Raw genomic sequence first — 25,285 nt, forward strand, 5'->3', positions numbered from 1 at the left:
CTCCGACCACCCCGACCACGACCACGGCCGGTGAAGGCGCCCCCCGACCGCCTTCACCGGCCGCTCAGGCCCAGCTCGCGGCTGATCAGCATGCGCTGGACCTCGCTGGTGCCCTCGCCGATCTCCAGGATCTTGGCGTCCCGGTAGAAGCGGCCGACGGGCGTCTCGTTCATGAAGCCGTAGCCACCGAAGATCTGGGTGGCGTCGCGGGCGTTGTCCATGGCCGCGTTCGACGAGGCCAGCTTGGCGATCGCCGCCTGCTTGCGGTACGGCTCACCGCGCAGCATGCGCGAGGCCGCGTCGTAGTACGCCAGCCGTGCGGTGTGCGCACGCAGTTCCATGTCGGCGATCTTGAACTGGATGGCCTGGTACTCGCCGATCTTGCGGCCGAACGCCTCGCGTTCGGCCACGTACCGCAGGCACTCGTCGACGCAGCCCTGGGCCAGGCCGACACCGAGCGCGGCGATCGCGACCCGGCCCTCGGTGAGCGTGGCGAGGAACTGGGCGTAGCCGCGACCGCGTTCGCCGAGCAGGTTGGCCTCGGGCACCCGGCAGCCGTCGAACGCCAGCTCGTGGGTGTCCGAGGCGTTCCAGCCGACCTTCGAGTACTTCTTGGCCACGGTGAAGCCCGGGGTGCCCGCGGGCACGATGATCGCCGAGATCTCCTTGCCGCCGTCCGGTTTCCGGCCGGTCACCGCGGTGACCGTGACGAAGCCGGTGATGTCGGTGCCGGAGTTGGTGATGAACGCCTTCGAGCCGTTGATGACCCACTCGGCCCCGCCTCCGGGGGTGCTCCGCTCGTCGAGGACGGCGGCCGTGCGGGTGGCGCCCGCGTCCGAGCCGCCGTCCGGCTCGGTCAGGCCGAACGCGCCCAGCACCTCGCCGGTCGCCAGCCGCGGCAGCCAGGTCCGCTTCTGCTCCTCGGTGCCGAACCGGAAGATCGGCATGATGCCGAGCGAGACCCCGGCCTCCAGGGTGATCGCCACCGACGAGTCGACGCGCGCCAGCTCCTCCAGCGCCAGGCACAGCGCGAAGTAGTCGCCGCCCATGCCGCCGTACTCCTCCGGGAGGGGCAGGCCGAACAGGCCCATCCGGCCCATCGCCGCGACCAGCGGGTACGGGAACTCGCCGCGTTCGTAGTAGTCGCCGATGACCGGCGCGACCTCCTTGCGGGCGAAGGTCTGCACGCTTTCGCGCAGCGCCTCGTGCTCCTCGCTGAGCCGGTGGTCCACCATCTAGCCCTCCTCGTGGGGGGTGAGGACAGCCAGCGGCTGGTCCAGCCCGACCGACTGTCCTGTTCGGACATGAACTTCGGCGACCACGCCGTCGACCGGGGAGGTGACGGTGTGTTCCATCTTCATCGCCTCGACGACGAACAGTTTCTGTCCACTTCGGACTTCCTGGCCGGGACTCGCCTCGGCGGCCAGCACGGTGCCCGGCATCGGGCTGGCCACCACGCCGTCGGAGCGGGCGCTGCGCGCGCCGCGGTCGGCGAGCAGCCGGTGTTCGGCCAGGGACCAGGTGCGCCCGTCGGCGGCCAGCCAGGTGGTGCCGTCGACGTGCGCGACGCGGTAGCGGCGGGTGCGGCCGCGGAACGTGACCACCAGGGCGTCGTCGCGGGCGTGCGCGGCGGCCGGTTCGGGTGCGGCGTCCGGTTTCAGCGACACCTCGGCGTCGGCCGCGCGGCCGCGCACCCGCACCCGGACCTCGTCGCCGTCCGGGGCGGCGAAGCGCCAGGTGCTCCACGCCGGTTCGCCGAGGCGCCAGCCGCTGGGCACCTCCCACGGGTCCACCACCGGGCCGGTGGGTTCGGCGGCGAGCAGGCGCTCCAGGGCGGCGGCGACGTGGACCTCCTCGGGGACGTCGGTGCTGACGAAGGAGTCCAGGTGGCGCTCGACCAGGCCGGTGTCCAGGCGTCCGGCACGGACGTCGGGGTGGGCGAGCAGGGCGCGCAGGAACGAGACGTTGGTGCCCAGGCCGAGGATCGCGGTGTCGGCGAGCGCGGCGTCGAGGCGCCGCAGGGCGTCGGCGCGGTCCGGGCCCCAGGCGACGACCTTGGCCAGCATCGGGTCGTAGTCCGAGCCGACGCGCATGCCGGTGCGCACGCCGGAGTCCACGCGCACCCCGGACGGCTCGTGGACGGCGAGGATCTCGCCGCCGGTGGGCAGGAAGCCGCGCGCCGGGTCCTCGGCGTAGACGCGGGCCTCGATCGCGTGGCCGTCCAGGCCGAGGTCGTCCTGCGACCACGGCAGGGCTTCGCCCGCCGCCACGCGGACCTGCTGCTCGACCAGGTCGACCGCCCGGGCCTGGCCGACGGTCGTCACCAGCTCGGTGACCGGGTGCTCGACTTGCAGCCGGGTGTTCATCTCCATGAAGAAGAACTCGTCCGGGCGGTCGGCGGAGACGATGAACTCGACCGTTCCGGCGCCGACGTAGCCGACCGCGCGGGCCGCGTCGACCGCGGCCGCGCCGATGCGGGCCCGGGTCGCCGCGTCCAGCAGCGGGGACGGCGCCTCCTCGACGATCTTCTGGTGCCTGCGTTGCAGGCTGCACTCGCGTTCGCCCAGGTGGACGACGTTGCCGCGGGTGTCGGCGAGGACCTGGACCTCGATGTGCCGGGGGTTGGTGACGAAGCGCTCGACGAACAGGGTGTCGTCGCCGAACGCCGCTCGGGCCTCGCGGCGGGCGGAGGCGATCCGGTCGGCCAGCTCGGTGTCGTCGTGCAGCAGGCGCATGCCCTTGCCTCCGCCTCCGGCCGACGGTTTGAGCAGCACCGGGAACCCGACCTCGGCGACGGCGCGGGCGAGGTCCTCGTCGGTCATGCCGGGGTCCGACCGGCCGGGCACGACCGGGACGCCCGCGGCGGAGACCGTGGCCTTGGCGCGGATCTTGTCGCCCATGGCCTCGATGGCGGCGGCGGGCGGGCCGATGAACGCGATGCCCGCCTCGGCGCACGCCTCGGCGAAGGCGGCGTTCTCCGAGAGGAACCCGTAGCCGGGGTGGATCGCCTGGGCCCCGGTGGCGCGGGCGGCGTCCAGGACGCGCTTGACGTCGAGGTAGCTGCGGGTGGCCGCGCTCGGTCCGATGTGGACCGCCGTGTCGGCCTCGGCGACGTGTCGGGCGGCGCGGTCGGCGTCGCTGTAGACCGCGACCGACCGGATGCCCAGGCGCCGCAGCGTCCGGATCACCCGCACGGCGATCTCGCCCCGGTTGGCCACGAGCACCACGTCGAAGTGCTGCACTGCGCTCATCCCTTCACCTCTTCGGACGGGTCCCCGGGGAACCCGCCTCACATCCGGAAGACGCCGTAGGAGACCGGGTCCAGTGGCGCGTTGGCCGCCGTGGACAGGGCCAGGCCCAGGACCGTGCGGGTCTGCTTGGGGTCGATGACGCCGTCGTCCCAGAGGCGGGCGGTGGCGTAGTAGGGGTGGCCCTGGTGCTCGTACTGGTCGCGGATGGGCTGCTTGAACGCCTCCTCGTCCTCGACCGACCAGTGCTCGCCGCGGGCTTCGAGCTGGTCCCGGCGGACGGTGGCCAGCACCGAGGCCGCCTGCTCCCCGCCCATCACCGAGATCCGCGCGTTCGGCCACATCCACAGGAATCGCGGCGAGTACGCCCGCCCGCACATCGAGTAGTTGCCCGCGCCGAACGAACCCCCGATGACGACGGTGAACTTCGGCACCCGGGCGCAGGCGACCGCGGTGACCATCTTGGCGCCGTGCTTGGCGATGCCACCCGCCTCGTACTCCTTGCCGACCATGAAGCCGGAGATGTTCTGCAGGAACACCAGCGGGATCGACCGCTTGTCGCAGAGCTGGATGAAGTGCGCGCCCTTGAGCGCCGACTCGCCGAACAGGATCCCGTTGTTCGCCACGATCCCGACCGGGTGGCCGTGGATGCGGGCGAAACCGGTGACCAGCGTGGTGCCGTACTCCTGCTTGAACTCGGCGAACCGGCTGCCGTCGACGGTGCGCGCGATCACCTCCCGCACGTCGTAGGGCGTGCGGCTGTCCGTCGGGACCGCGCCGTAGAGGTCGCCGGGGTCCACCACCGGCTCCTCGACCGGGGCGACGTCCCACGGCCGCGGCGCGCGCGGGCCGAGCGCGCCGATGATCGACCGGACCTTGCGCAGCGCGTCGGCGTCGTCGACGGCCAGGTGGTCGGTGACCCCGGAGATGCGGGAGTGCAGCTCGCCGCCGCCCAGCTCCTCCGCGCTGACCTCGGCGCCGGTGGCCGCCTTCACCAGCGGTGGCCCGCCCAGGAAGATGGTGCCCTGCTCGCGGACGATCACCGCCTCGTCGCTCATGGCGGGTACGTAGGCGCCGCCCGCGGTGCACGAACCGAGCACCGCGGCCACCTGCGGGATGCCGCGGGCGGACATCGTCGCCTGGTTGTAGAAGATCCGGCCGAAGTGCTCGCGGTCCGGGAACACCTCGTCCTGCCTGGGCAGGAAAGCGCCGCCGGAGTCGACGAGGTAGACGCACGGCAGGTTGTTGTGCAGCGCGACCTCCTGGGCGCGCAGGTGCTTCTTGACGGTCACCGGGTAGTAGGTGCCGCCCTTGACCGTGGCGTCGTTGGCCACGACCACGCACTCGCGGCCGGCGATCCGGCCGACGCCGGTGATGATCCCCGCCGACGGGGCCTCGTCGTCGTAGAGGCCGAAAGCGGCCAGCGGGGAGAGCTCCAGGAACGGCGAACCCCGGTCCAGCAGCGCGTCGACCCGGTCGCGGGGCAGCAGCTTGCCGCGTTCGACGTGCCGGGCGCGGGCCTTCTCCGGGCCGCCGAGGCGCACCCGGTCGAGCTGGGCGTTGAGGTCCTCGACGAGCTCGGCGTGTTCCCGCGCGCGCCGGGCGTACTCCTCCGACGCGGGGTCCACGGCCGTGGGCAGGACGGGGGCATCCATCGGTGTTCGGCACCTCCCGGGCGAGTTAGTCATCGTTAACGTTAACGCTGACTAACGGGTCTCGTCTAGTATCTGGCAGGTGGCCGAGGAAGCGATCGCCCCCAAACCGACCCGCCGCGAGCAGATCCTGTCCGCCGCGGCCGAGCTGTTCGCGCGCTACGGCTTCCACGGCGTCGGCATCGACGACATCGGCGCCGCCGTGGGCATCTCCGGCCCCGCGCTGTACCGGCACTTCCGCAGCAAGGACGCGATGCTCGCGGAGATGCTCACCGGCATCAGCGAACGCCTGCTGGTGGGCGGTCGGCAGCGCGCCACCACCGGCGATCCGCGGCGGACCCTGGACCGGCTGGTGCGCTGGCACGTCGAGTTCGCGCTGACCAACCCGTCGTTGATCACCGTCCAGCTGCGCGACCTCGACAGCGTGGCCGAGCCCGAGCGCCGGAAGGTGCGGGAGTTGCAGCGCAGCTACGTCGAGGTCTGGGTCGACGCGCTCCGCCAGCTGCGCCCCGGCCTGGACCGCGCCACCGCGCGGGCCGCCGTGCACGCGGCGTTCGGGTTGATCAACTCGACCCCGTACAGCGCCCACCTGGACGGCGAGGCGATGTCCGCGCTGCTGCGGCGGATGGCGCTGGGGGCGATGGAACAGGCGTGACGGCCCGCGGGGGCCGCTGCGCACCGAGGCGCTCAGTCGATGAGGTCGCCGTCGACGTAGGTCTGGACGCCCTCGGCGTGGAAGCACAGGTGCGCGGCGATGGCGCGGGCGCCGTCCAGCGGGTCCGGGTAGCTCCAGGCCGCGTCGCGGATGACGCGGTCGCCGATCCGGACGGTGTGGTAGGTGGCCGTGCCCTTGTACGGGCAGGCGGTGTGCGTGGCGCTGGGTTCGAGCAGGTCCGGCGGGACGTCCTCGGCGGGCACGTAGAAGCGGTTCGGCAGCCCGGTCTCGGACAGCAGCTTCGCCCGGCGGGTCTCGACGACCACCGCGTCGGCCACCACGACCCGCACCTGCCGCGTGGTGGCGCGCACGTCGACGCGGTGGAACGGGTCGCGCAGGTGGCCGAAGACCTCCTCGTCCTCGTCGAACCACGCGTCCATCCGCTCCCAGTACGCGGCCAGGTGCCCCGACAGCCAGCCGACCTCGGGTTTCGGGTCCGGGTAGTGCCAGAGGGCGTTCTCCGCGACCCGGTCGCCGACGCGCACCGAGAAGTACCCGGCGTCGCCCTTGAACGGGCAGTGCGTGCGGTGCGCGGTCGGCTCCAGCAGGTCCTCGCGGACGTCCTCGCGCGGGACGTACAGCTGCGGCAGCAGGTTGCTCTCGTGCAGCAGCTTGGCGTTGCGGGAGTCGAGCACCACCTCGTCTGCGAGCAGGGCGCGCACCCGGCGCGGGAAGTCCTGCCAGAACAGCCGGTGCCGGGGTCCCTCCAGGTGGTAGTTGACCTCCACCGGCGACCGGGACGACAGCGGGCCACCACCGAGGGTCAGGCTCATCGGGACCTCCCTGCGTGCGTTCTCCCCCGGGGTACCCGGGGTGCGGTGCATCACCCGTCAGGTTTGCGGGGGCTTGACCACGGGTCAAGACTGGGGGAACGGCCGTCTCCCCCGCGATCCAGGAGGCAGGCATGGCGACGGTGCGATCCCGACCGATCCCGACCCGGGCGTTCACCGCGAGGCGTCCGCTCAAAGGGCAGAAATTCCTGTACTGGTTGCGGACCACCGACCCCAAGGAGATCGGCAAGCTCTACCTGGCCACCGCGTTCGCGTTCTTCCTCGCCGGGGGCGCGATGGCGCTGCTGATCCGCGGGGAGCTCGCGTACCCGGGGCTGCAGTTCCTGTCGCAGGAGCAGTACAACCAGCTGTTCACCATGCACGGCACGGTCATGCTGCTGCTGTTCGCGACGCCGATCGTGTTCGGCTTCGCCAACGTGGTGCTGCCGTTGCAGATCGGGGCGCCGGACGTGGCGTTCCCGCGGTTGAACGCGTTCTCCTACTGGCTGTTCCTGTTCGGCGGGCTGATCGTGATGAGCGGGTTCGTGATGCCCGGCGGCGCGGCCGACTTCGGGTGGACGGCGTACACCCCGCTGTCGCGGTCGATGTTCACCCAGGGCTTCGGCGGGGACGTGTGGATCACCGGCCTGATCGTCAGCGGGCTCGGGACCATCCTCGGCGCGGTCAACATGATCACCACGCTGGTCTGCCTGCGCTGCCCCGGCATGACGATGTGGCGGATGCCGATCTTCTGCTGGAACATCCTGGTCACCAGCGTTCTGGTGCTGATCGCGTTCCCGATCCTGACCGCCGCGCTGTTCGGGCTGCTGGCCGACCGGCACCTCGGCTCGCACGTGTTCGACCCGGCCAACGGCGGGGCGATCCTCTACCAGCACCTGTTCTGGTTCTTCGGGCATCCCGAGGTCTACATCGTGGCGCTGCCGTTCTTCGGGATCGTCACCGAGGTCTTCCCGGTGTTCAGCCGCAAACCGCTGTTCGGCTACACCGGCCTGGTGTTCGCCACCCTGATGATCGGCGGGTTGTCGGTGGTGGTGTGGGCGCACCACATGTTCGCCACCGGAGCGGTGCTGCTGCCGTTCTTCTCATTCACCACGTTCCTGATCGCGGTGCCGACCGGGATCAAGTTCTTCAACTGGATCGGCACGATGTGGCGGGGGCACCTGACCTTCGAGACGCCGATGATGTTCGCGCTCGGGTTCCTGGTGACGTTCCTGCTCGGCGGGCTGACCGGGGTGCTGCTGGCGTCGCCGCCGCTGGACTTCCACATCACGGACACCTACTTCGTCGTGGCGCACTTCCACTACGTGCTGTTCGGCACGATCGTGTTCGCGGTGTTCGCCGGGATGTACTTCTGGTTCCCGAAGATCACCGGCCGGATGATGGACGAGCGGCTCGGCAAGCTGCACTTCTGGCTGACCTTCATCGGCTTCCACACCACGTTCCTGGTGCAGCACTGGCTCGGGGACATGGGGATGCCGCGCCGGTACGCCGACTACCTGGCCAGTGACGGGTTCACCACGCTGAACATCGTGTCCACCATCGGCGCGTTCATCCTCGGCGGGTCGATGCTGCCGTTCCTGTACAACGTGTTCACCAGCTACCGGTACGGCGTCATCGCCAACGTGGACGACCCGTGGGGGCACGCGAACTCGCTGGAGTGGGCCACCTCCTGCCCGCCGCCGCGGCACAACTTCACCGAGCTGCCCCGCATCCGGTCCATCCGGCCGGCGTTCGAGCTGCACTACCCGCACATGGCCGAACGCCTGGAGCTGGAGGCGCACGCCACGACCTTCGGTCGGCGCGGCGGGCAGGGCTGAGCTGAGCGCACAACCCCGTCGGGGTCCGGTTGTGCGCTGTGCACGGACGACTGTCCACAGTGGTATTTCGCGGTTCCGCCGGGTCTGGACCGAACGTGTGAGACGCGAGTGGTGCGGTTCATATCCGTTTCCGGAACACGCCGACCGGTGACTACTGTTGGAGACGCACAGAGGGCGCCGCTGTCCGTCGTCTTCCTTCTCCCCGGGTAAACGCCACCACGAGAAACGTGGTCCGCACCGTCGCGCCCCGGGGATCACAGACCGCAACTGTCCGACACGCAGTGTTCAGGGGAGACTTTCGTGCCCATTGCCCTGTTAGCGCTGGCCATCGCGGCCTTCGGCATCGGGACCACCGAGTTCGTCATGATGGGGCTGCTGCCCGACGTGGCCTCCGACCTGCACGTCTCCATCCCCGACGCCGGCGGGTACATCTCGCTGTACGCGCTCGGCGTCGTCATCGGCGCCCCGGTGCTGACGATCCTCGGCATGCGGATGCGCCGGAAGACGATGTTGCTCAGCATGCTCGTGCTGTTCACCGCCGGGAACCTGTGCTCGGCCTTCGCGCCCACCCACGCGCTGCTGCTCGGCGCGCGGTTCGTGTCCGGCCTGCCGCACGGCGCCTTCTTCGGCGTCGGGGCGGTGGTCGCCGCCGGGTTGGTCAAGCAGGACAAGCGGGCGCAGGCCATCTCGATGATGTTCATCGGCCTGACCGTCGCCAACATCGTGGGCGTGCCGGTCGGCACCCTGCTCGGCCAGGCGCTCGGCTGGCGCTGGGCGTTCGGCATGGTGGCCGTGATCGGCGTGGTCGCGCTCGCGGCCGTGGCCGCGCTGGTGCCGCGGCAGCCCAAGCCGACCGACGTCAGCCTGCGCGGCGAGCTGCGCGCGTTCCGCCGCCCGCAGGTGTGGCTGGCGTTCGCCGTCGTGGTGTTCGGCTTCGCCGCCACGTTCTCCTTCTACAGCTACATCAAGCCGGTGCTCACCGACGTGACCGGCTACACCCCGACCGCCGTCACCGTGCTGCTGTCGCTGTTCGGCGCGGGCATGACGGTGGGGACGGCGGTCGGCGGCCGGCTGGCCGACCGGGCCCCGATGCGGACGCTGTACGCCTTCCTGACCGCGTTGGCCGCCGCGTTGACGCTGTTCGTGTTCACCTCGCACAGCATGGTGCTGGCGCCGGTCACGGTGTTCCTGATCGGCGCGACCGGGTTCGCGGCCATCCCGAGCATCCAGGCCCGGATCCTCGACCAGGCCCGGGAGGCGCCGGCGCTGGGCTCGGCCAGCATCCAGTCCACGTTCAACATCGCCAACTCGCTGGGCGCCTACCTGGGCGGTGTGGTGATCGCCGCCGGGATGGGGCTGACCGCGCCCAGCTGGGTCGGGGCGCTGCTGGCCCTGACCGGTCTCGGGTTCGCCCTGGTGTCCGGATGGCTGGACCGCCGACCGCTGCGGTCCGAGGTGGTGGCCTCGCACCGCGCCGACCGGCAGGACGCCGAGGCGGAGGTGCGCTGAACCTGGCGGGCCCTCGCCCGGGAGTGATGTGATGGACACGGCCGAGCCGGAATCCGCGCTGAACCGATCCGGTTGAACCAGCCGAAGCATCCGACCTCGTGGAGGAAAGCACACACATGACCCAGGTTCCGAACATCACGCTGAACACCGGTGCGCAGCTGCCGCAGCTCGGTTACGGCGTCTTCCAGGTCCCGGCCGACGGTGTCGTGGAGCCGGTGCTGGCGGCGCTCCAGGCGGGCTACCGCAGCATCGACACGGCCGCGGTGTACGGCAACGAGGAGGGTGTCGGCAGGGCCATCGCCGAGTCCGGCCTCAAGCGTGCGGACCTGTTCGTGACCACCAAGCTCTGGAACGACCGCCAGGGCTACGACAGCACGTTGCAGGCGTTCGACGAGAGCCTGGACCGGCTCGGGCTCGACTACGTCGACCTGTACCTGATCCACTGGCCGGTGCCCGCTCAGGACCGGTACGTGGAGACCTGGAAGGCGTTCGAGAAGCTGCACGCCGACGGCCGCGCCAAGGCGATCGGCGTGTCGAACTTCCAGATCGCGCACCTGCGCCGGTTGTTCGAGGAGACCGACGTGGTGCCCGCGCTGAACCAGATCGAGCTGCACCCGAACCTGCAACAGCCCGAGCTGCGCGCGTTCCACGCCGAGCACGGGATCGCGACCGAGGCGTGGAGCCCGCTGGGCCGCAACAACGGTCTGCTCGACGACCCGGTGCTGACCTCGCTGGCGGAGAAGTACGGCAAGACGCCCGCGCAGATCGTGCTGCGCTGGCACGTCCAGCTGGGCAACGTCACCATCCCGAAGTCGGTGACGCCGTCCCGGATCCGGGAGAACATCGAGGTCTTCGACTTCGAGCTGGCCGACGACGACATGAAGGCCATCGAGGGCCTGGAGACGGGCGAGCGCGTCGGCCCGAACCCCGACGAGTTCGGCGCCTGAGCCGACCTGGTCCCACGACGCCCGTCCCGCCCGCGCGGGGCGGGCGTCGTCGTGTCCGGGGGTCAGGCGGGTGCCGGGGTGGGGTGGGCGAGGCCGTGCAGGACGTTGCTGCCCGCTCGCAGGGTGGCGACCTGGGTGTGGGTGGCCAGCCAGCCCGGGAAGCGGGCCAGGCGTTGCAGGGGCGTGTTGCGCTGCACCGACGTCAGGGCTGCCGTCCGGGAGACCTTGGCCGCGCGGGGTCGGCGGTGGCGCTCGTAGGCGCGCAGCACCGGCTCGGGATCACCGCCCACTCCGGTCAGGAAGCGGGTGAGCAGCCAGGCGTCCTCCAGGGTCTGGTTGGCCGCCTGGGCGACGGCGGGCGGCATGGCGTGCGCCGCGTCGCCGAGCAGCGTGGTGCGCGGGCCGCCCCACACCCGGGGAACCCGGTGCCGGATGTGCGGGAAGAAGCCGAGATCGTCGTCGGTGACCGAGTCCAGCAGCGCCTCGACCGGTTCCGGCCAGCCGCGGAACGCCCGGCGCAGCTGCGCCACCGACAGGACCGGATCGCCCTCCCGCCACGGCATGTCGAACCACCAGTGCAGGAGGCCGCCGCCGGTGGGGATCAGCCCGCAGTGCGCGTGACGCCCGGCGATGTTGAGCGTCCGGTGGCCGTGCGCGACCGGCAGGTCGCTGGTGGTGAGGCCCTGCCAGCTCGCCCAGCCGGTCGGCCGGGCCGGGCCGCCGCCGAGCACCGCGCGGCGCACCGCCGAACGCTGCCCGTCCGCGCCGATCACCACGTCACCGGCGACCCGCTCGCCGTCGGCGAACTCCAGCTCCACGCGGTCCGGGTGCTCGATGACGCCGGTGACCTGGCGGCCGAAGTGGAGCACGCCGTCCGGCAGCGCCGCGGCGAGCCGGGCGGTCAGCACGCGGCGGGGGATCTGCACCGTCGGGGAACCGAGGCGTTCGGTGACCGCGCCGAGGTCGGCCTCCCACAGCGTGCGGCCGGAGCGGGTCAGCGAGCGCAGGCTGCGCAGGACGCGTCCGGAGTCCTCGACCCCAGCGACACCGAGTTCACGGAGAGCAGCGGTTCCGTTACTCCAAACGGTGATACCTGCACCGGTCGTGCGAAGCGCATCAGCGTGCTCGAAGATCGCCACCCGGTGTCCGGCGCCGATCAGCCCGTTGGCGACGGCGAGTCCTCCGATACCGGCTCCGACCACGAGAACCCGCATTCGTCTCCATCCGTCCGGCCGACGTCGACACCGTCGTCGAGTCTATCCGCGGGGCCGGGCGGACCGAATTGTCCTTCGTCACACCCCGTGAACACCGATCACCGTTCTTGATTGGACGAATGAGAGACGGGCTATGCATGGGAATACCGGCGAACTAGTTTCGCGGTATGAGCCCTCGTGTCACACCACCGTTCCGCGCCGACCACGTCGGCAGCCTCCTGCGACCCCGAAAACTGCTCGACGCCCGCGAGGAGCACGCGGCGGGCCGGATCGACGACGACGCGCTGCACCGCGTCGAGGACGAGGCGATCGCCGAGGTCGTCGCCATGCAGGAGGAGGTGGGGCTGTCCAGCGCCACCGACGGCGAGTTCCGCCGCGCCTCCTGGCACATGGACTTCCTCTACCAGCTCGACGGGGTCAGCAAGGTCACCGACTCCGAGATGACGGTCGAGTTCCACAACGCCGAGGGCGACGTGGAGTTCCACACGCCGCAGCTGCGGGTGGACGGCAAGATCGGTCTGAGCCGGACGATCTTCGCCGACGCGTTCGAGTACCTGGCCAAGCAGGTCACGCGGAACACGCCGAAGCTGACCATCCCCTCGCCGGGCATGCTGCACTACCGGGGCGGCCGGTCGGCGATCGACCGGGACGTCTACCCCGACCTGGCGGAGTTCCGCGCCGACCTGGCCGCCGCCTACCGCGCCGAGGTGCGGGCGCTGGCCGACATGGGCTGCCACTACCTCCAGCTGGACGACACCAGCCTGGCGTACCTGAACGACCCGAAGCAGCGGGAGACGATCGCCGCCCGCGGCGAGGACGCCGAGCACGCGCACGAGCAGACCATCCGGTTGATCAACTCCGCGCTGGAGGGACGTCCGGACACGCTGTCGGTGACCACCCACATGTGCCGCGGGAACTACCGCTCGTCGTGGGTGGCCGAGGGCGGCTACGACTTCGTGGCCGAGGCGCTGTTCAACGAGTTGGCCGTGGACGGGTTCTTCCTGGAGTTCGACGACGAGCGCTCCGGCACGTTCGCGCCGCTGCGGTTCGTGCCCAAGGGCAAGGTCGTGGTGCTCGGCCTGGTCACCACCAAGCGCGGCGAGCTGGAGTCCAAGGACGCCCTCAAGCGGCGCATCGACGAGGCCGCCCGGTACATCGATCCGGACCAGCTGTGCCTGTCACCGCAGTGCGGCTTCGCGTCGACGGAGGAGGGCAACGCGCTGAGCTACGACCAGCAGGTCGCCAAGCTCCGCCTCGTCGTCGAGACGGCCGCCGAGATCTGGGGCTAGCGAGTGCTCCGGAAGCGCTCCGCGTGGCGGTGCCGGCCGCGAGACCACTCACCGAAAGCGGCTGCCGCCGCCCGTGGAAGGCCCTAGGGCTCGGACCGAGGCCCAATTTCCGCCGAAATTGGGCCTCATACCGACACCGGGCGAGCTCAGGCGGCCTGTTCGAGGAACCGGCCCGCGACGAGGCCGGGTTCTTCGTCGCCGTCGAAGCGCACCCACAGCACTGGGCCGTCGAACACCTCGGGCAAGCCGGTGGCCGCCTCGACCACGGTCCCGACCTGGTCGCGGAACCGGCCGAAGGTCGCACGCACCCGCGTCCCTGGTTCAAACGGGCTCGTTGACTGCTCCATGAGAGCCGACGTTACGTGTCCAGGCCCCCCGAGCGGAAATCGCGTCCCCGTGATGCTCGCATCACCGCGCTGACCTGCACCGACGATGCGGTGGGAAGATGGGTGGCGAGAACGACGGCGGCACAAGGGGCCGTGACCGGCATCACGCGGAAGAGGAGTCGATGCGGACGATCAGGCGTTCCGGCGAGCACGAGATCGAGATCAGGAAGTCGCGGTTCCTGTGCGCGCTGGCCCGCGTCGGCACCGAGGAGGAGGCGCGGGAGTTCGTCCGGGAGCGCCGGCGCTTGCACCACGAGGCGCGGCACCACTGCTCGGCGTTCGTGCTCGGCGACGACGGGCGGATCCAGAAGTCCAGCGACGACGGCGAACCCGCCGGGACCGCCGGGGTCCCGATGCTGGAGGTGCTGCGCCGCAACGAGGTGACCAACGCGGTCGCGGTGGTGTCCCGGTACTTCGGCGGCGTGCTGCTGGGCGCGGGCGGGCTGGTGCGCGCCTACGGCGGCGCGGTGTCGGCGGCGCTGGACGAGTTGGGCCTGGTGGAGCGGCGGCCGATGCGGGTGGTGCGCACCACGGTGGACCACGCGGCGGCGGGCCGGTTGGAGAACGACCTGCGTTCGGCGGGCCACCGCGTCGCCGACGTCGACTACCGCGACGTGGTGCGCATCCGCGTGCACGTCCCGGAGTCCGATGTGGACGAGTTCCGGGCGTGGCTGGCGGAGACCACCGGCGGCGCGGCCGCCGTCGAGCTGGGCGAGGTGGTGCACGCCGAAGTCGGGTAGGCGGGCAGTTCCGCCGCTGCCCGCAGCAGGGAGCGGCTGGCGCCGCTCGTGCCCGGCGCGGGAGCAGCGGTCGGTCGAGGTGGTCGTGATCACGACGCCGTCGGGGCGCCGGCAGGTCCGGTGAGGGGGCGTCGGGCAGGGGGCACGCCTCGCGCACCGCACGTCGCGGTCGGCCGGGAGGTCGCCCGGCTCCTGGGCGGCCCCGGCGCCGTCGCGGCGCGCAGCCGAACGCTCGCTCGGTCGGTGGACGCATTGTCGGCCCCGTTCGGGGGTACCTCGGGCGTGGGCGTGCCGAGGGGGTCGGCACCGCCGCACCGGGAGGTGGCCGATGGCGACGTCCACAACCGGGGTCACCACGAGGCGGGTCTACGCACTGGGGTCCCTGGCCGCGATCCTGTTCGGCTACGACAACGGGATCATCTCCGCGGCGATCCTGTTCATCCCGCACGAGCTGCCGCTGACGCCGCTGCTCAAGGGCACGGTGGTGAGCGCGACCGTGGTGGGCGCGATGGTCGGCGCGGTGGGCAGCGGCCCGGTCGCCGACCGGCAGGGACGGCGGCGGGTGCTGCTCGCCGCCGGGGTGGTGTTCACCGTCGGCGCGCTCGGCGCCGGGCTGGCGCCGAACGTGGCGACCCTCGTGCTGTTCCGCTTCATCATCGGGCTGGGGATCGGCATCTCCTCGGTGATGGTGCCGCTGTACCTGGCCGAGATGGCGCCCGCGGACGCGCGGGGCGTGGTCACCTCGCTCAACCAGTACATGATCATCATCGGCACGGCGGTGGCCGCGGCCACCGGGTACGGGCTGGCGTTCGCCGCCTCGTGGCGGTGGATGGTGCTCATCGGCGTCTTCCCCGGCATCGCGCTGGTCCTCGGCCTGCTGACGGTGCCGGACACGCCCCGCTCGCTGGTTCGGCGCGGCCACTCCGACCAGGCGCGCGCGGTGCTGACGAGCCTGCGCCGCGACCGGGACGCGGCCGGGCGCGAACTCGACGAGATCGTCGAGCTGGAACGGCAGCAGGCCGACGCCCGGCTCGGCGCCCGGATGTCCGCGCCGTGGGTGCGCAGGTTGCTCGTGCTCGGCGCGCTGCTGGCGGTCTTCCAGCAGATCACCGGGGTCAACACGATCGTCTACTACGCGCCGACGGTGCTGACCGGCTTCGGCGTCTCCGACGTGACCGCGCTGCTGTTCACGTTCCTCAACGGGCTGGTCAACATCGCCACCATCGCGATCGTGGTGCGGGCCAGGGTGGTGGACCGGCGCGGCCGCAAACCCGTGCTGCTCGCCGGGCTGGTGGGCATGTCGCTGAGCCTGTTCGCGGTCGGCGCGGCGGCCATCGTGCTGCCGCCCACCTCCCCCGCGCTGTTCGGCATCGCCGTCGCCGCGTTCGTGGTGTTCACCAACAGCTTCTCGGCGACCTGGGGGCCGGTGCTGTGGGTGGTGCTGGCCGAGATCTTCCCGCTGGCGATCCGGGGCGCGGCGATGGCGGTCGCGACGCTGTTCAACTGGCTCACCGACTTCTTCGTCTCGCTCACCTTCCCGACCTTCACCTCGCTGGTGGGCGCGGGCGTGGTGTTCCTCGCCTACGGCGCCGCCGGGGTGCTCGTCTTCCCGATCGTCTGGTGGGCCGTGCCGGAGACCAAGCAGCGCAGCCTCGAATCGCTGGAGACGTGGTTCCGCCGGGGCAGCTGGTCCCGACCCGCAGGAGGTACCGCATGACCGACTACGGCAACTACGGATCGAGCCTGCGCGACCTGCCCCGGCTGCGCGCCGGGCGGCGGGGCCGCGCGTCGAGCTGGGACCGGCGCGGGGGCAACGACGACCGCGTCACCCTCCCGCCCGGCCGCACCGCCACCCTCGCCGAGCTCACCGGCGCGGGGTGCGTCGAGCACATCTGGATCACCGCCGCCAACGAGCACATGGTCCGCAACCCCTGGATGCGCGAGACCGACTACCTGCGCAAGCTCGTGCTGCGCGCGTACTGGGACGGCGAACGGGAACCGAGCGTCGCCGTGCCGCTGGGCGACTTCTTCGGCGTCGGCCACGGGCGCACCGCGAACTTCGTGTCCGCGCCGCTGCAGATGAGCCCGCAGGACGGCAAAGCGTTCAACTGCTGGTTCCCGATGCCGTTCGGCGACGGCGCGCGGCTGGAGGTCGTCAGCGAACTCGTCCACGAGCGGGTGTTCCTCTACTACTACGTCGACTACGAGCTGTTCGACGAGCTCGGCGAGGACCTGGGCCGGTTCCACGCGCAGTGGCGGCGCGCCGACCCCTGCCCCGGGGTCGAGCAGGGCCGCCAGACCAACGACGAGTTCCTGTTCACCGGCACCAACCTGGACGGCGCGGACAACTACACGATCCTGGAGGCGTCCGGTCGCGGGCAGTACGTCGGCTGCGTGCTCAACATCCACAACCTGCGCGCGACCACCGAGTGGAACTGGTACGGCGAGGGCGACGACATGATCTTCGTCGACGGCGACCGGTGGCCGCCCACGCTGCACGGCACCGGCACCGAGGACTACTTCGACACCGCGTGGTGCCCCGACCAGACCTACCACGCGCCGTACCACGGCATCACGCTGCCGGGCGGGGACAACTGGTCCGGGCAGATCAGCCTGTACCGCTTCCACATCGAGGACCCGGTGCCGTTCCAGCGGTCGATCCGGGTGAGCATCGAGCACGGGCACGCGAACAAGCGCTCGGACGACTACTCGTCGGTGGCCTACTGGTACCAGGCCGAACCGCACGCGCCGTTCGCCCTCGCCCCCGTCGAGCAGCGGCTGCCGCGGAGCCTGTGAATGGTCCTCGACCGGCGGCGGTTCCTCGCGTTCTCCCTGGCCGGGGTGGGTTCCCTGGCGGTGGTCCCGCGCGCCCGGGCCCAGCTGCCGGGTCCGTTCTTCGCGACCGCGACCACCGAGTACGCCGCCGCGTTCACCACCGCCAGCAACGGCGACCTGTGGCCGTCGTGCTGGGCCGACGACGACGAGCTGTACGCCGCCAACGGCGACGGGCAGGGCTTCGGCGAGGAACCGATGGCCGACATCGTGGTCAACCGGATCTCCGGGACGCCCGAGACCGGGCTCAGCGGGCAGCGGTTGGCCACCGGGGACGCGATCTGCCGGGTGTACGCCGATTCCGCGCGGTACAACCGGAAACCGACCGGGATGCTCGCCGTGGACGGCAACGGCGACGGTCGCGACGAGCTGTACCTGGCCGTCCAGGACCTGCGCAAGTCCCCCTCGGACAAGGCTTTCGACGACGCGCCGAACGCCACGGTGGTCCGCTCCGACGACTACGGGCGCACCTGGCACGCCCCCGCGCAGCCGATGTTCTCCGACCACGTCTTCACCACGATCATGTTCCTGGACTTCGGGCGCAGCCAGGAGAACGCGCGGGTGCTCGGCCCCGAGGACGCCGGTTTCGCCTACGCCTACGGCCTGGACCACAACTGGCGGCAGTCCTACAGCGGCACCGTTCCCTCACCGACCGCCCTGCACCTGGCCCGGGTGCCGCGCGCAGCGGTGCAGGACCGGAGCGCGTGGCGGTTCTACGCCGGGACCGGTCCCGACGGCGCCCCCCGGTGGAGCCCGGCCGTCGAGGACCGCGTTCCGGTGCTGCGCGACGAACGACGGCTCTACACCGACCTCATCGGGCAGGGCCGCAAGAACCTGACGGTGATCTCGCAGGGCGGCGTCGTCTACAACGCGCCGCTGCGCCGGTTCATCTACACCTCGTGGAGCGAGTACACCTTCGAGTTCTACGAGGCGCCGACGCCGTGGGGCCCGTGGCGGTGGTTCCTGAGCAAGGACTTCGGCGCGCAGCCGTGGTTCGGCGGTCCCGGCCGGGTGCACTACGAGCCCACCCCCAGCGGGCACGAAGTGCCCAAAGTGGACCGCGCGCCGCAGGCCGCCGGGTGCCCCGGTCCGAAGAACGGCGGCTACGCCTGCACCGCGCCATCGAAGTTCGTCTCCGCCGACGGGACGCGGATGTGGTTGCAGTCCAACTGGTTCCTCGGAGTCGCCTGCGGTGCGCCGAACTACGGCTTCTCGGTGCGCCGCTTCGACGTCGCACCCCGCGCGCTCGGCTTCGCCGGAGCGCCGACGCCGCCCGACAACCTCGCCCGCGCCCCCGGGGCCGTCGTGATCGAGAAGAGCGCGCACTTCGGGCGCGGCGACTACCTCAACAACGGCGTCCGGCAGGAGAGCGAGGACAGCTTCGACGGTTCCCGCAAGCCCCTCGACTTCTGGGGGTACCTGTGGGACCGGGCGTACGTGGTGGGCCGCGTGGTCTACACGACCGGCCGGATGTTCACCGACGGCGGCTGGTTCGCCGCCGACCTGACCGTCCAGGTGCGGCAGGGCGGCCGGTGGGTACCGGTCGCCGGGCAGACCGTGGCCCCCGCCTACCCGTACACCGCGAGCGCCGGGGAGCACCGGTCGTACACGTTCACCTTCGAGCCGGTCCGCGCGGACGGCGTCCGCATCGTCGGCGTGCCAGGCGGCACGGCGACCTTCACCTCCATCGCCGAGCTGGAGGTCTACTCCGGCTGACGCCCGGCGAGCCGGGCGAGCTCGGCGGCCGAGGGGCTGCCCGGCTCCGCCGTGCACACGACGATCCGCAGGTCGTGGCCGGGCACCGCCAGCAGGTGGCAGTCCACGTCGACCGCGCCGAGCTCGGGGTGGTGGATGCGCTTGCGCAGCACCGGCCTCGACCGCACGTCGTGGCTGCGCCAGCCGTCCGCGAACGCCGGGTCGACGGCGGCCATCGCGCGGGCCAGCACGGCGGGTTCGGGGTCGTCGGGGTGGCGGACCGCCGCGCGGCGCAGGTCGGACGCGGCCTGCCGCGCGAAGTCGCCGTCCGGCGAGGAGCACACCCCGGTGCGCATCGCCAGCCGGAGCGCGTTGCGGTCCGGGGCGCGGGAGAAGTCGGTGATCAGCCGCGCGGCCAGCTCGTTCCACGCGACGACGTCGTGCTTGGCGTCGAGCGCGTAGGCGGGCTCGCCGAGCCGGTCGAGCAGGATCCGGACCTCGTCCGGGACCGGTTCCTCCGGTGGTGCCGCCAGGTGCCCGGCGAGCCGCGCGAGGTGCTCGCGCTCGACCGCCGAGAGCCGCAGCGCGCCGGCGAGCGCGTCGGCGACCTGCGGGGACGGCCGCGGTGCGCGGGCCTGTTCGAGGCGCTCGTAGTAGTTCACCGACACCCCGGCCAGCAGCGCCACCTCCTCCCGGCGCAGTCCGGGGGTGCGGCGGCGGCTTCCGCCGGGCAGGCCGACCTCGGCGGGCAGCAACGACTCCCGGCGTCCGCGCAGGAAGGCTGCCAACTCGCGGTTGTCCACCGGCCCAGCATTCCACGGGGCCGCGAGCCCATCCACGGACCGCTGGTCCGGGGCTCACGCGGACCTGCCCGCCGGGCGTCGCGACGACGATCGTGGCTGGCGTGGAAACAGAACGACTCTTCCGACGCGGGCTCGACCTGCTGCTGGCCAAGGACGTGGACGGGTTCGTCGACCTGTTCACCCCGGACTGCACCGTCGAGTTCCCGTTCGCCACCGCCGGCGCTCCCCGCGAACTGCACGGCCGGGAGGCCCTGCGCGAATACCTCGCCGACTACCCGCAGCAGGTCGACATCGCGGAGTTCCCGTCCGTGGTCGTGCACCGGAGCACCGATCCCGGCCTGGTCATCGTGGAGTTCACCGCGCGCGGCCGGACGGTGCGCACCGGTGCGCCCTACGAGATGCGCTACGTCGTCGTGGTCACCGCGAACGAGCACGGCATCGTCGGCTACCGCGACTACTGGAGCCCGGTCATGGCCGCCGCGGCGTTCGGGACGCTGCCCGAGTTCCTGGCGGCGGTGGGCGCATGACCGTTCTCGTCATCGGTGGCACCGGCACCACCGGCCGCCCGCTCGTCGAACTGCTGCGCGGGCGAGGAACGCCGGTGCGAGTGGGCAGCCGGCACCCGAACGGCCCCGACCACGTGCGCTTCGACTGGGCGGACCCGGACTCGCACCGGGCCGCGCTGGACGGCGCGGACCGCGTCTACCTGGTGCCACCCGTCGGCGTGCTGGACCCGATGCCGCTGGTCGGACCGTTCCTGGAGCGGGCCGCCGGGCGGCGGGTGGTGCTGCTGAGCTCCTCCCTGGAGGTGCCCGACGCACCGGGACTGCTGGAGTTGCGGGACCGGGTGGCGCGGACCGACGGCGGTGCGGTGCTGCGACCTTCCGGGTTCATGCAGAACTTCACCGGTGAGCACCCGGTCGCGGTGGGTGTCCGGGGCGGGGAGATCGTGACCTCCACCGGCTCGGGCCGGATCGGCTGGATCGACGCCGCCGACATCGCGGCCGTGGCGGCGCGACTGCTGACCGAGCGGCACGACGTCACCGGTGAGCACGTGCTGACCGGCCCGGACGCGCTGAGCTACGCGGACGCCGCGCGGATCGTCACCGAGGTCACCGGGCGTCCGGTGCGGCACCGCTCCATCGGCGTCGACGAGCTGGCGCGCGCGCTGACCGCGGCCCTCCCGGCGGACTTCGCCGCGGCCCTGGCAGCGGCCGACGCGCTCATCCGGGATGGCGCCGAGGACCGCACGACCTCGGCCGTCGCGGACCTCACCGGCCGCCCGCCGCGGGACTTCCGCGACTTCGTCCGGTCCGAGCTCCGGTGACACGACGAAGGGCCTGCCGGAGCACCGGCAGGCCCTTCGGACGGGATTCAGTGGTTTCGGCAAGCGGCGGAGGCTTTCTCTTTCGGCGAGCGGTCTCGCAGCCGGCACCGCCACGCGAAAGGACCCCAAGGCGACCTTTCAGAGCCTGTCTTTGAGCTTGGTTCCGACGGGTCGTGGTAAGCGGCGGAGCCGCTTTCTCTTTCGGTGAGTGGTCTCGCCGCTGGCACCGCCGCGGGTTCTCCGACAAGCACAGGGGCGCGTCAGCGCCTCCGTGGGGGGTGGTGGTCGGGCGACGGGCGGGCGTCTCGCGAGGACAGCACCGACGCCGTGTATCGGACATACATCAGGAGGGGCTTCCGCAGTCGATGTGACTGTGGCGCGTCAGCGCCTCGTTGGGGGGCGGTGGTCGGGCGACGGGCGGGCCGCTGAGGTTCCGCCACCGGCACCGCCACCCCAAACGAGTCCAAAGACAGGCTCTCAGCCTTCGACGCGCGGGATCTGCATGGTCGGGGACTCGGACGCGGGCACGGGCTCCGGTTCCCGCCGGGCGAGGAACGCCCGCAGCGCCGCGGTCACCAGCGCCGCGACCACGGCGCCGACGAGGTAGCCGACCAGCACGTCGTGCGGGTAGTGGACGCCGACGAACACCCGCGAGAAGCCCTCCAGGAGGGCGACCAGCACCACCAGCGCGGTGATGCGCCGCCACACGATCGCCAGCGAGACGGCGAAGCCGGCGGCGATCGTCGCGTGGTTGCTGGGGAACGACCAGTCACCGGGTGCCGGGCAGGTCGCGATGGTGGCGCCGACGTGGGCGACGGCGCGACATGGTCGCTCCTCCTGCACCAGGTCCTTGACCATGTCATTGGCGCCGTAGGCCACGCCGGCGGCCACCAGCGGCACCGCGGCGCCCAGCATCCGCCACAGACCGCCATCGCGGACGCGCCACCAGACCACGGCGGTCAGCGCCACGAAGACCAACAGCATCGCCTGGGTGAGGACCAGGGCGACGCCGTGCACCCAGCCCGGGGTGGAGGCCCCCCACTGGGCGATGTCGCGGTACACGTCCGAGCTGATCTCGGGAACATCGGCATTCACGCCCCTGACGATACGGAGCCCGCCCGGTCCGCGCGGACGGCGGTGCGCTCGGCAAAACCGCGGGTAAAGACGATCTCATCGGGCCCCCAACCGCCATTCGGCGCAGTGCGGACGACTCCGCACCGATCTTGACAGCGCCTGTCGAGCCGACTTGTCTAGACCTATTCGCGACACATCGGGAGGCGCCGTGTTCCGCTCCGCTCTCGTGCTCGCCACCGCAGCGCTGCTCGCCACCGCGGCACCAGCGGTCGCCGCACCACCAGACCCGCTCCCACCGCTCACCCCGCAGCCCCAGCAGATCAGCCGGCTCGGCCCCGACGTGCGCGTGCCCGGCGAGGCCGCGGTCGTCGCCGACCGGCAGGTCGACCGCCCCACCCGCGACCTGCTGGTCCGGGTGCTGCGCTCGGCGGGCGCCCGGGACGTCGAGGTCGTCGAGGCGGGCGCCCCGGTGAGCGCTCCGCTCGTGGTCCGCGTCGGCGACGTCCGCGACGACGACGTCGCCCGCGGGCTGCGCGAGGCGGGCGTCGACGTGCCGGCCGAGCTGCCCGCCGAGGGCTACGCGCTCGCCGCGACCGGCGACCGCGTCGTGCTGGGCGGCGCCGACCCGGACGGCGTCTACTACTCCGCGCAGACGCTGCGGCAGCTGGTCCGCCACCGCGGCATCGCCGGGGCGGGCGTCGTCGACCACCCGCTCATGCCGCTGCGCGGGGCGATCGAGGGCTTCTACGGCAGCCCGTGGACCCACGCCGAACGGCTCGACCAGCTCGCCTTCTACGGCGACGTCAAGCTCAACACCTACGTCTACGCCCCCAAGGACGACCCCTACCACCGGGAGAAGTGGCGCGAGCCGTACCCGGCCGACGAGCTCGCCGAGTTGCAGGACCTGGTCGAGGCGGCCACCGCGCACCACGTCCGGTTCACCTTCGCGCTGTCCCCCGGGCTGTCCATCTGCTACAGCGACGAGCAGGACTGGAAGGCGCTGATCGGCAAGCTCCAGTCGCTGTACGACCTCGGCGTGCGCGCCTTCTCGCTGCCGCTGGACGACATCGACTACACGCGGTGGAACTGCGCCGGGGACCAGGCGAAGTACGGCGCGCCGTCGCAGGCCGCCGCCGGGCGGGCCCAGGTGGACCTGCTCAACCGGGTGCAGCGGGAGTTCATCGCCACCCACGACGGCGCCCGGCCGTTGCAGACGGTGCCCACCGAGTACTCCGACACCGCCGACAGCCCGTACAAGCGGACGATCCGCGAACAGCTCGACCCGGCCGTGGTGGTGATGTGGACGGGCGTCGGCGTGGTGCCGCCGGAGATCACCGTGCCGCAGGCCGAGGACGCGGCGGCGGTGTGGGGCCGCAAGGTCTTCGTCTGGGACAACTACCCGGTCAACGACTTCAACGCCTCGGCGGGACGTCTGCTGCTCGCCCCGTACGCCGAACGGCAACCGGGGCTGCACGCCCAGCTCGACGGCATCGTGCTCAACCCGATGAACCAGGCGTCGGCGAGCAAGGTCGCCGAGTTCGGCGCCGCCGACTTCGCCTGGAACGACACCGCCTACGACGCCGACCGCGCCTGGCACCGCGCGGCCGCGTACCTCGCCGGAGGGGATCGGCGCACCGCCGAGGCGCTGCTGGCGTTCTTCGACCTCGAACACCTCGCCCCGACCGGCGACGGCACTCCGTGGCAACCGCAGGCCCCGGAACTGGCCCGCCGCCTGGCCGACTTCCACCAGCGGTGGCAGCACGACCGGGCGGGCGCCCTGGCCGACTTGAGGCCCTACGCGGAACTCGTCGCCGCCGCGCCGGAACGCATCCGCCACGGCGTCGCGGACCCGGCCTTCGCGGCGGACGCCGCACCGTGGCTGGACGCCACCGACCTGTGGGGCGCCGCGTTCGTGACCACTGTGGACGCTCTGAAGTCCCGTGTGGACGGTGATGAGCAGGCGGCGCAGCGCGGTTTCGACCGCGCGGCGGACCTCGCGAAGCGGGCCGGCGACATCCACACCATCCCGGGCGAAACCCGGCCCCAGGGCCCGGTCGAGGTCGGCGACGGCGTCCTCGACAGCTTCCTCGCCGAAGCCCGCGACCTCCGCTGACCCGAGGCGGAGCGCCGGGCCGCGGCGGCGTTGCCCCGGGCGCTCTCGCCCGCAGCGGGTGGGCGACGAGTTCTGCCGGGGCGCGCGGAGTCGTATGGTGCTCGGGTTGGTCCCCGCGTGAGGAGGTCGTCGTGCGGTTGCGTTGGGTCGGTGGTGTGGTGGCCGTCATCGTCGCCGGTGGGGTGGCCGCCGGGGTTCCGGCATCCGCCGCGCGGGCGGAGTCGTTGGATCCGCTGGTGCGGTCCGCGGCCGAGCGGGTGGCGACCTCCGACCAGGTGGCCGCCGCGAAGTGGGGCACCGGGCAACCGATCGACGACCCGGCCCGCGAGCAGCAGGTGCTCGACGGCGTGGCGCGCCGGTCCGTCGAGCTGGGGCTGGACCCCGAGGAGACCGAACGGGTGTTCCGGGACCAGATCGAGGCCAGCAAGCTCGTGCAGCGCGGGCTGCAGGAGTACTGGGCCGCGCACCCGGACCGGCAGCCGACCGAACGCCCCGACCTCGGCCGGGTGCGGCCGGAGATCGACCGGCTGAACGACGAGCTGCTCACCGAACTCCGCGACACCGAGCAGGTCCGCGAGCACGCGTCCTGCGGCGGGCGGCTGCTGGCCGCCTACCGGCACGTCGACGCCGACATGCGCCTCGACGCGCTGCACCGGGCCGGGCTGGGCCGGGCACTGCCGTCGGTGTGCGGGGGATGAGCGGCGCAACGCCCTCGGCTGGACGTCGTCCCGGCCCGGCTCTCCGGGCCGGGCGGCGGGCCCGGGGTGCGGCGCGGTGTTCGCGTGCCGCAGCTCGCCTGCCGGTTCGGTGAGCTCAGCCTGCCGCGAACTCGTGGCGAACGGGGCGGGCCGACTGGCATGCTCGTTCGCCGGAGGCGACCCGCCGATGCGACGAACCCCGCACGACAAGGGAATCCAGTGACTCCTCGCGCCAGACCCGTCGCCCACGTCTGCATCGCCACGGCCGCGTTGGGAATCGCGCTGTTGGTGGGGGCGGTCGTCGAGCGCACCGTGCTGCGCTCCTCGGGCGACGACGTCGCCGCCGACGTCGCCGCGCTGTTCGGGCTGTTCCTGCTGTTCGTCTCGACCGGGCTCGGGATCGCGCTCTACGCGTCCCGCAAGGACCGGTGATCG

The 25,285-nt window shown here is 72.0% G+C and carries 22 protein-coding genes; 14 read left to right on the forward strand and 8 right to left on the reverse strand.

Translation table 11 applies throughout. The features are described from left to right. Positions 1–53: 53 nt before the first annotated feature. From NV263_RS29075 to NV263_RS29085, 3 genes are read right to left on the reverse strand one after another with little or no spacing between them, the layout of a single operon-like run. On the reverse strand, positions 54–1,235 hold the full coding sequence (locus NV263_RS29075) for an acyl-CoA dehydrogenase family protein (protein WP_263250006.1): 1,182 nt from the start codon (positions 1,233–1,235) through the stop codon (positions 54–56). Then, on the reverse strand, positions 1,236–3,251 hold the full coding sequence (locus NV263_RS29080; protein ID WP_263250007.1) for an acetyl/propionyl/methylcrotonyl-CoA carboxylase subunit alpha: 2,016 nt from the start codon (positions 3,249–3,251) through the stop codon (positions 1,236–1,238). Between the two features lie 38 nt (positions 3,252–3,289). Beyond that, positions 3,290–4,903: a carboxyl transferase domain-containing protein gene (locus NV263_RS29085; RefSeq protein WP_263250008.1), complete on the reverse strand. Its 1,614-nt coding sequence runs from the start codon at positions 4,901–4,903 to the stop codon at positions 3,290–3,292. Between the two features lie 79 nt (positions 4,904–4,982). Here NV263_RS29085 and NV263_RS29090 point away from each other — a divergent pair, with 79 nt between their 5' ends. Further along, on the forward strand, positions 4,983–5,555 hold the full coding sequence (locus NV263_RS29090; protein ID WP_263250009.1) for an SACE_7040 family transcriptional regulator: 573 nt from the start codon (positions 4,983–4,985) through the stop codon (positions 5,553–5,555). 32 nt (positions 5,556–5,587) lie between these two features. On the opposite strand, the gene NV263_RS29095 is transcribed toward NV263_RS29090, so the two are convergent. Further along, on the reverse strand, positions 5,588–6,388 hold the full coding sequence (locus NV263_RS29095) for a DUF427 domain-containing protein (RefSeq protein WP_263250010.1): 801 nt from the start codon (positions 6,386–6,388) through the stop codon (positions 5,588–5,590). Between the two features lie 131 nt (positions 6,389–6,519). On the opposite strand from NV263_RS29095, the gene ctaD reads away from it, so the two are divergent. From ctaD to NV263_RS29110, 3 genes are all read left to right on the forward strand, one after another. Then, a complete protein-coding gene (gene ctaD, locus NV263_RS29100; RefSeq protein ID WP_263250011.1) occupies positions 6,520–8,223 on the forward strand; it encodes an aa3-type cytochrome oxidase subunit I in 1,704 nt (567 codons plus the stop codon). 300 nt (positions 8,224–8,523) lie between these two features. Next, positions 8,524–9,732, forward strand: coding sequence for an MFS transporter (locus NV263_RS29105; protein ID WP_263250012.1), 1,209 nt, complete (start codon positions 8,524–8,526; stop codon positions 9,730–9,732). Between the two features lie 116 nt (positions 9,733–9,848). Then, complete coding sequence (locus NV263_RS29110) at positions 9,849–10,679, forward strand: aldo/keto reductase (RefSeq protein ID WP_263250013.1); 831 nt, start codon at positions 9,849–9,851, stop codon at positions 10,677–10,679. Positions 10,680–10,741: 62 nt separating this feature from the next. Here the strand turns inward: NV263_RS29110 and NV263_RS29115 are convergent, their stop codons facing one another. After that, positions 10,742–11,893 (reverse strand): FAD-dependent oxidoreductase, encoded by a 1,152-nt coding sequence (locus NV263_RS29115; RefSeq protein ID WP_263250014.1) that lies wholly within the window; start codon positions 11,891–11,893, stop codon positions 10,742–10,744. A gap of 167 nt (positions 11,894–12,060) precedes the next feature. Here NV263_RS29115 and NV263_RS29120 point away from each other — a divergent pair, with 167 nt between their 5' ends. Continuing rightward, entirely contained in the window at positions 12,061–13,182 is a 1,122-nt protein-coding gene (locus tag NV263_RS29120) for a 5-methyltetrahydropteroyltriglutamate--homocysteine S-methyltransferase (RefSeq protein WP_263250015.1), read from the forward strand. 146 nt (positions 13,183–13,328) lie between these two features. Here NV263_RS29120 and NV263_RS29125 read toward each other — a convergent pair whose 3' ends face one another. Then, complete coding sequence (locus NV263_RS29125) at positions 13,329–13,490, reverse strand: hypothetical protein (protein WP_263250016.1); 162 nt, start codon at positions 13,488–13,490, stop codon at positions 13,329–13,331. Between the two features lie 200 nt (positions 13,491–13,690). On the opposite strand from NV263_RS29125, the gene NV263_RS29130 reads away from it, so the two are divergent. The 4 genes from NV263_RS29130 to NV263_RS29145 all read left to right on the forward strand — a co-directional run bounded on the left by NV263_RS29130 (position 13,691) and on the right by NV263_RS29145 (position 18,856). After that, entirely contained in the window at positions 13,691–14,308 is a 618-nt protein-coding gene (locus NV263_RS29130; protein ID WP_263250017.1) for a YigZ family protein, read from the forward strand. A 328-nt stretch (positions 14,309–14,636) separates the two neighbouring features. Continuing rightward, entirely contained in the window at positions 14,637–16,025 is a 1,389-nt protein-coding gene (locus tag NV263_RS29135) for a sugar porter family MFS transporter (protein WP_263250018.1), read from the forward strand. Further along, a complete protein-coding gene (locus NV263_RS29140; protein WP_263250019.1) occupies positions 16,022–17,104 on the forward strand; it encodes a glycoside hydrolase family 172 protein in 1,083 nt (360 codons plus the stop codon). Before NV263_RS29135 ends, NV263_RS29140 begins: the two co-directional genes overlap by 4 nt. Further along, a complete protein-coding gene (locus tag NV263_RS29145) occupies positions 17,105–18,856 on the forward strand; it encodes a DUF4185 domain-containing protein (protein ID WP_263250020.1) in 1,752 nt (583 codons plus the stop codon). It begins immediately after the preceding gene. On the opposite strand, the gene NV263_RS29150 is transcribed toward NV263_RS29145, so the two are convergent. Beyond that, positions 18,844–19,638, reverse strand: a complete 795-nt coding sequence (locus NV263_RS29150; RefSeq protein ID WP_263250021.1) for a helix-turn-helix transcriptional regulator — start codon at positions 19,636–19,638, stop codon at positions 18,844–18,846. The two genes, NV263_RS29145 and NV263_RS29150, sit on opposite strands and share 13 nt — an antisense overlap. A 101-nt stretch (positions 19,639–19,739) precedes the next feature. Between NV263_RS29150 and NV263_RS29155 the strand changes: the two genes are divergently transcribed. Both NV263_RS29155 and NV263_RS29160 read left to right on the forward strand, forming a co-directional pair. Then, positions 19,740–20,165, forward strand: coding sequence for a nuclear transport factor 2 family protein (locus NV263_RS29155; RefSeq protein ID WP_263250022.1), 426 nt, complete (start codon positions 19,740–19,742; stop codon positions 20,163–20,165). After that, positions 20,162–20,965 (forward strand): Rossmann-fold NAD(P)-binding domain-containing protein, encoded by an 804-nt coding sequence (locus NV263_RS29160; protein WP_263250023.1) that lies wholly within the window; start codon positions 20,162–20,164, stop codon positions 20,963–20,965. The genes NV263_RS29155 and NV263_RS29160 overlap by 4 nt, the downstream gene beginning before the upstream one ends. A gap of 477 nt (positions 20,966–21,442) precedes the next feature. Here NV263_RS29160 and NV263_RS29165 read toward each other — a convergent pair whose 3' ends face one another. Beyond that, positions 21,443–22,060: a phosphatase PAP2 family protein gene (locus tag NV263_RS29165; RefSeq protein WP_263250024.1), complete on the reverse strand. Its 618-nt coding sequence runs from the start codon at positions 22,058–22,060 to the stop codon at positions 21,443–21,445. 187 nt (positions 22,061–22,247) lie between these two features. Between NV263_RS29165 and NV263_RS29170 the strand changes: the two genes are divergently transcribed. The 3 genes from NV263_RS29170 (at position 22,248) to NV263_RS29180 (ending at position 25,282) form a co-directional block, all read left to right on the forward strand. Next, on the forward strand, positions 22,248–24,152 hold the full coding sequence (locus NV263_RS29170) for a beta-N-acetylhexosaminidase family protein (RefSeq protein WP_263250025.1): 1,905 nt from the start codon (positions 22,248–22,250) through the stop codon (positions 24,150–24,152). A gap of 131 nt (positions 24,153–24,283) precedes the next feature. Further along, positions 24,284–24,850: a chorismate mutase gene (locus NV263_RS29175; RefSeq protein WP_263250026.1), complete on the forward strand. Its 567-nt coding sequence runs from the start codon at positions 24,284–24,286 to the stop codon at positions 24,848–24,850. Between the two features lie 219 nt (positions 24,851–25,069). Continuing rightward, positions 25,070–25,282, forward strand: coding sequence for a hypothetical protein (locus NV263_RS29180; RefSeq protein ID WP_263250027.1), 213 nt, complete (start codon positions 25,070–25,072; stop codon positions 25,280–25,282). The last annotated feature ends 3 nt before the right edge of the window (positions 25,283–25,285 follow it).

Source organism: Saccharopolyspora rosea, from assembly GCF_025643595.1.
Classification (GTDB): domain Bacteria; phylum Actinomycetota; class Actinomycetes; order Mycobacteriales; family Pseudonocardiaceae; genus Saccharopolyspora; species Saccharopolyspora rosea.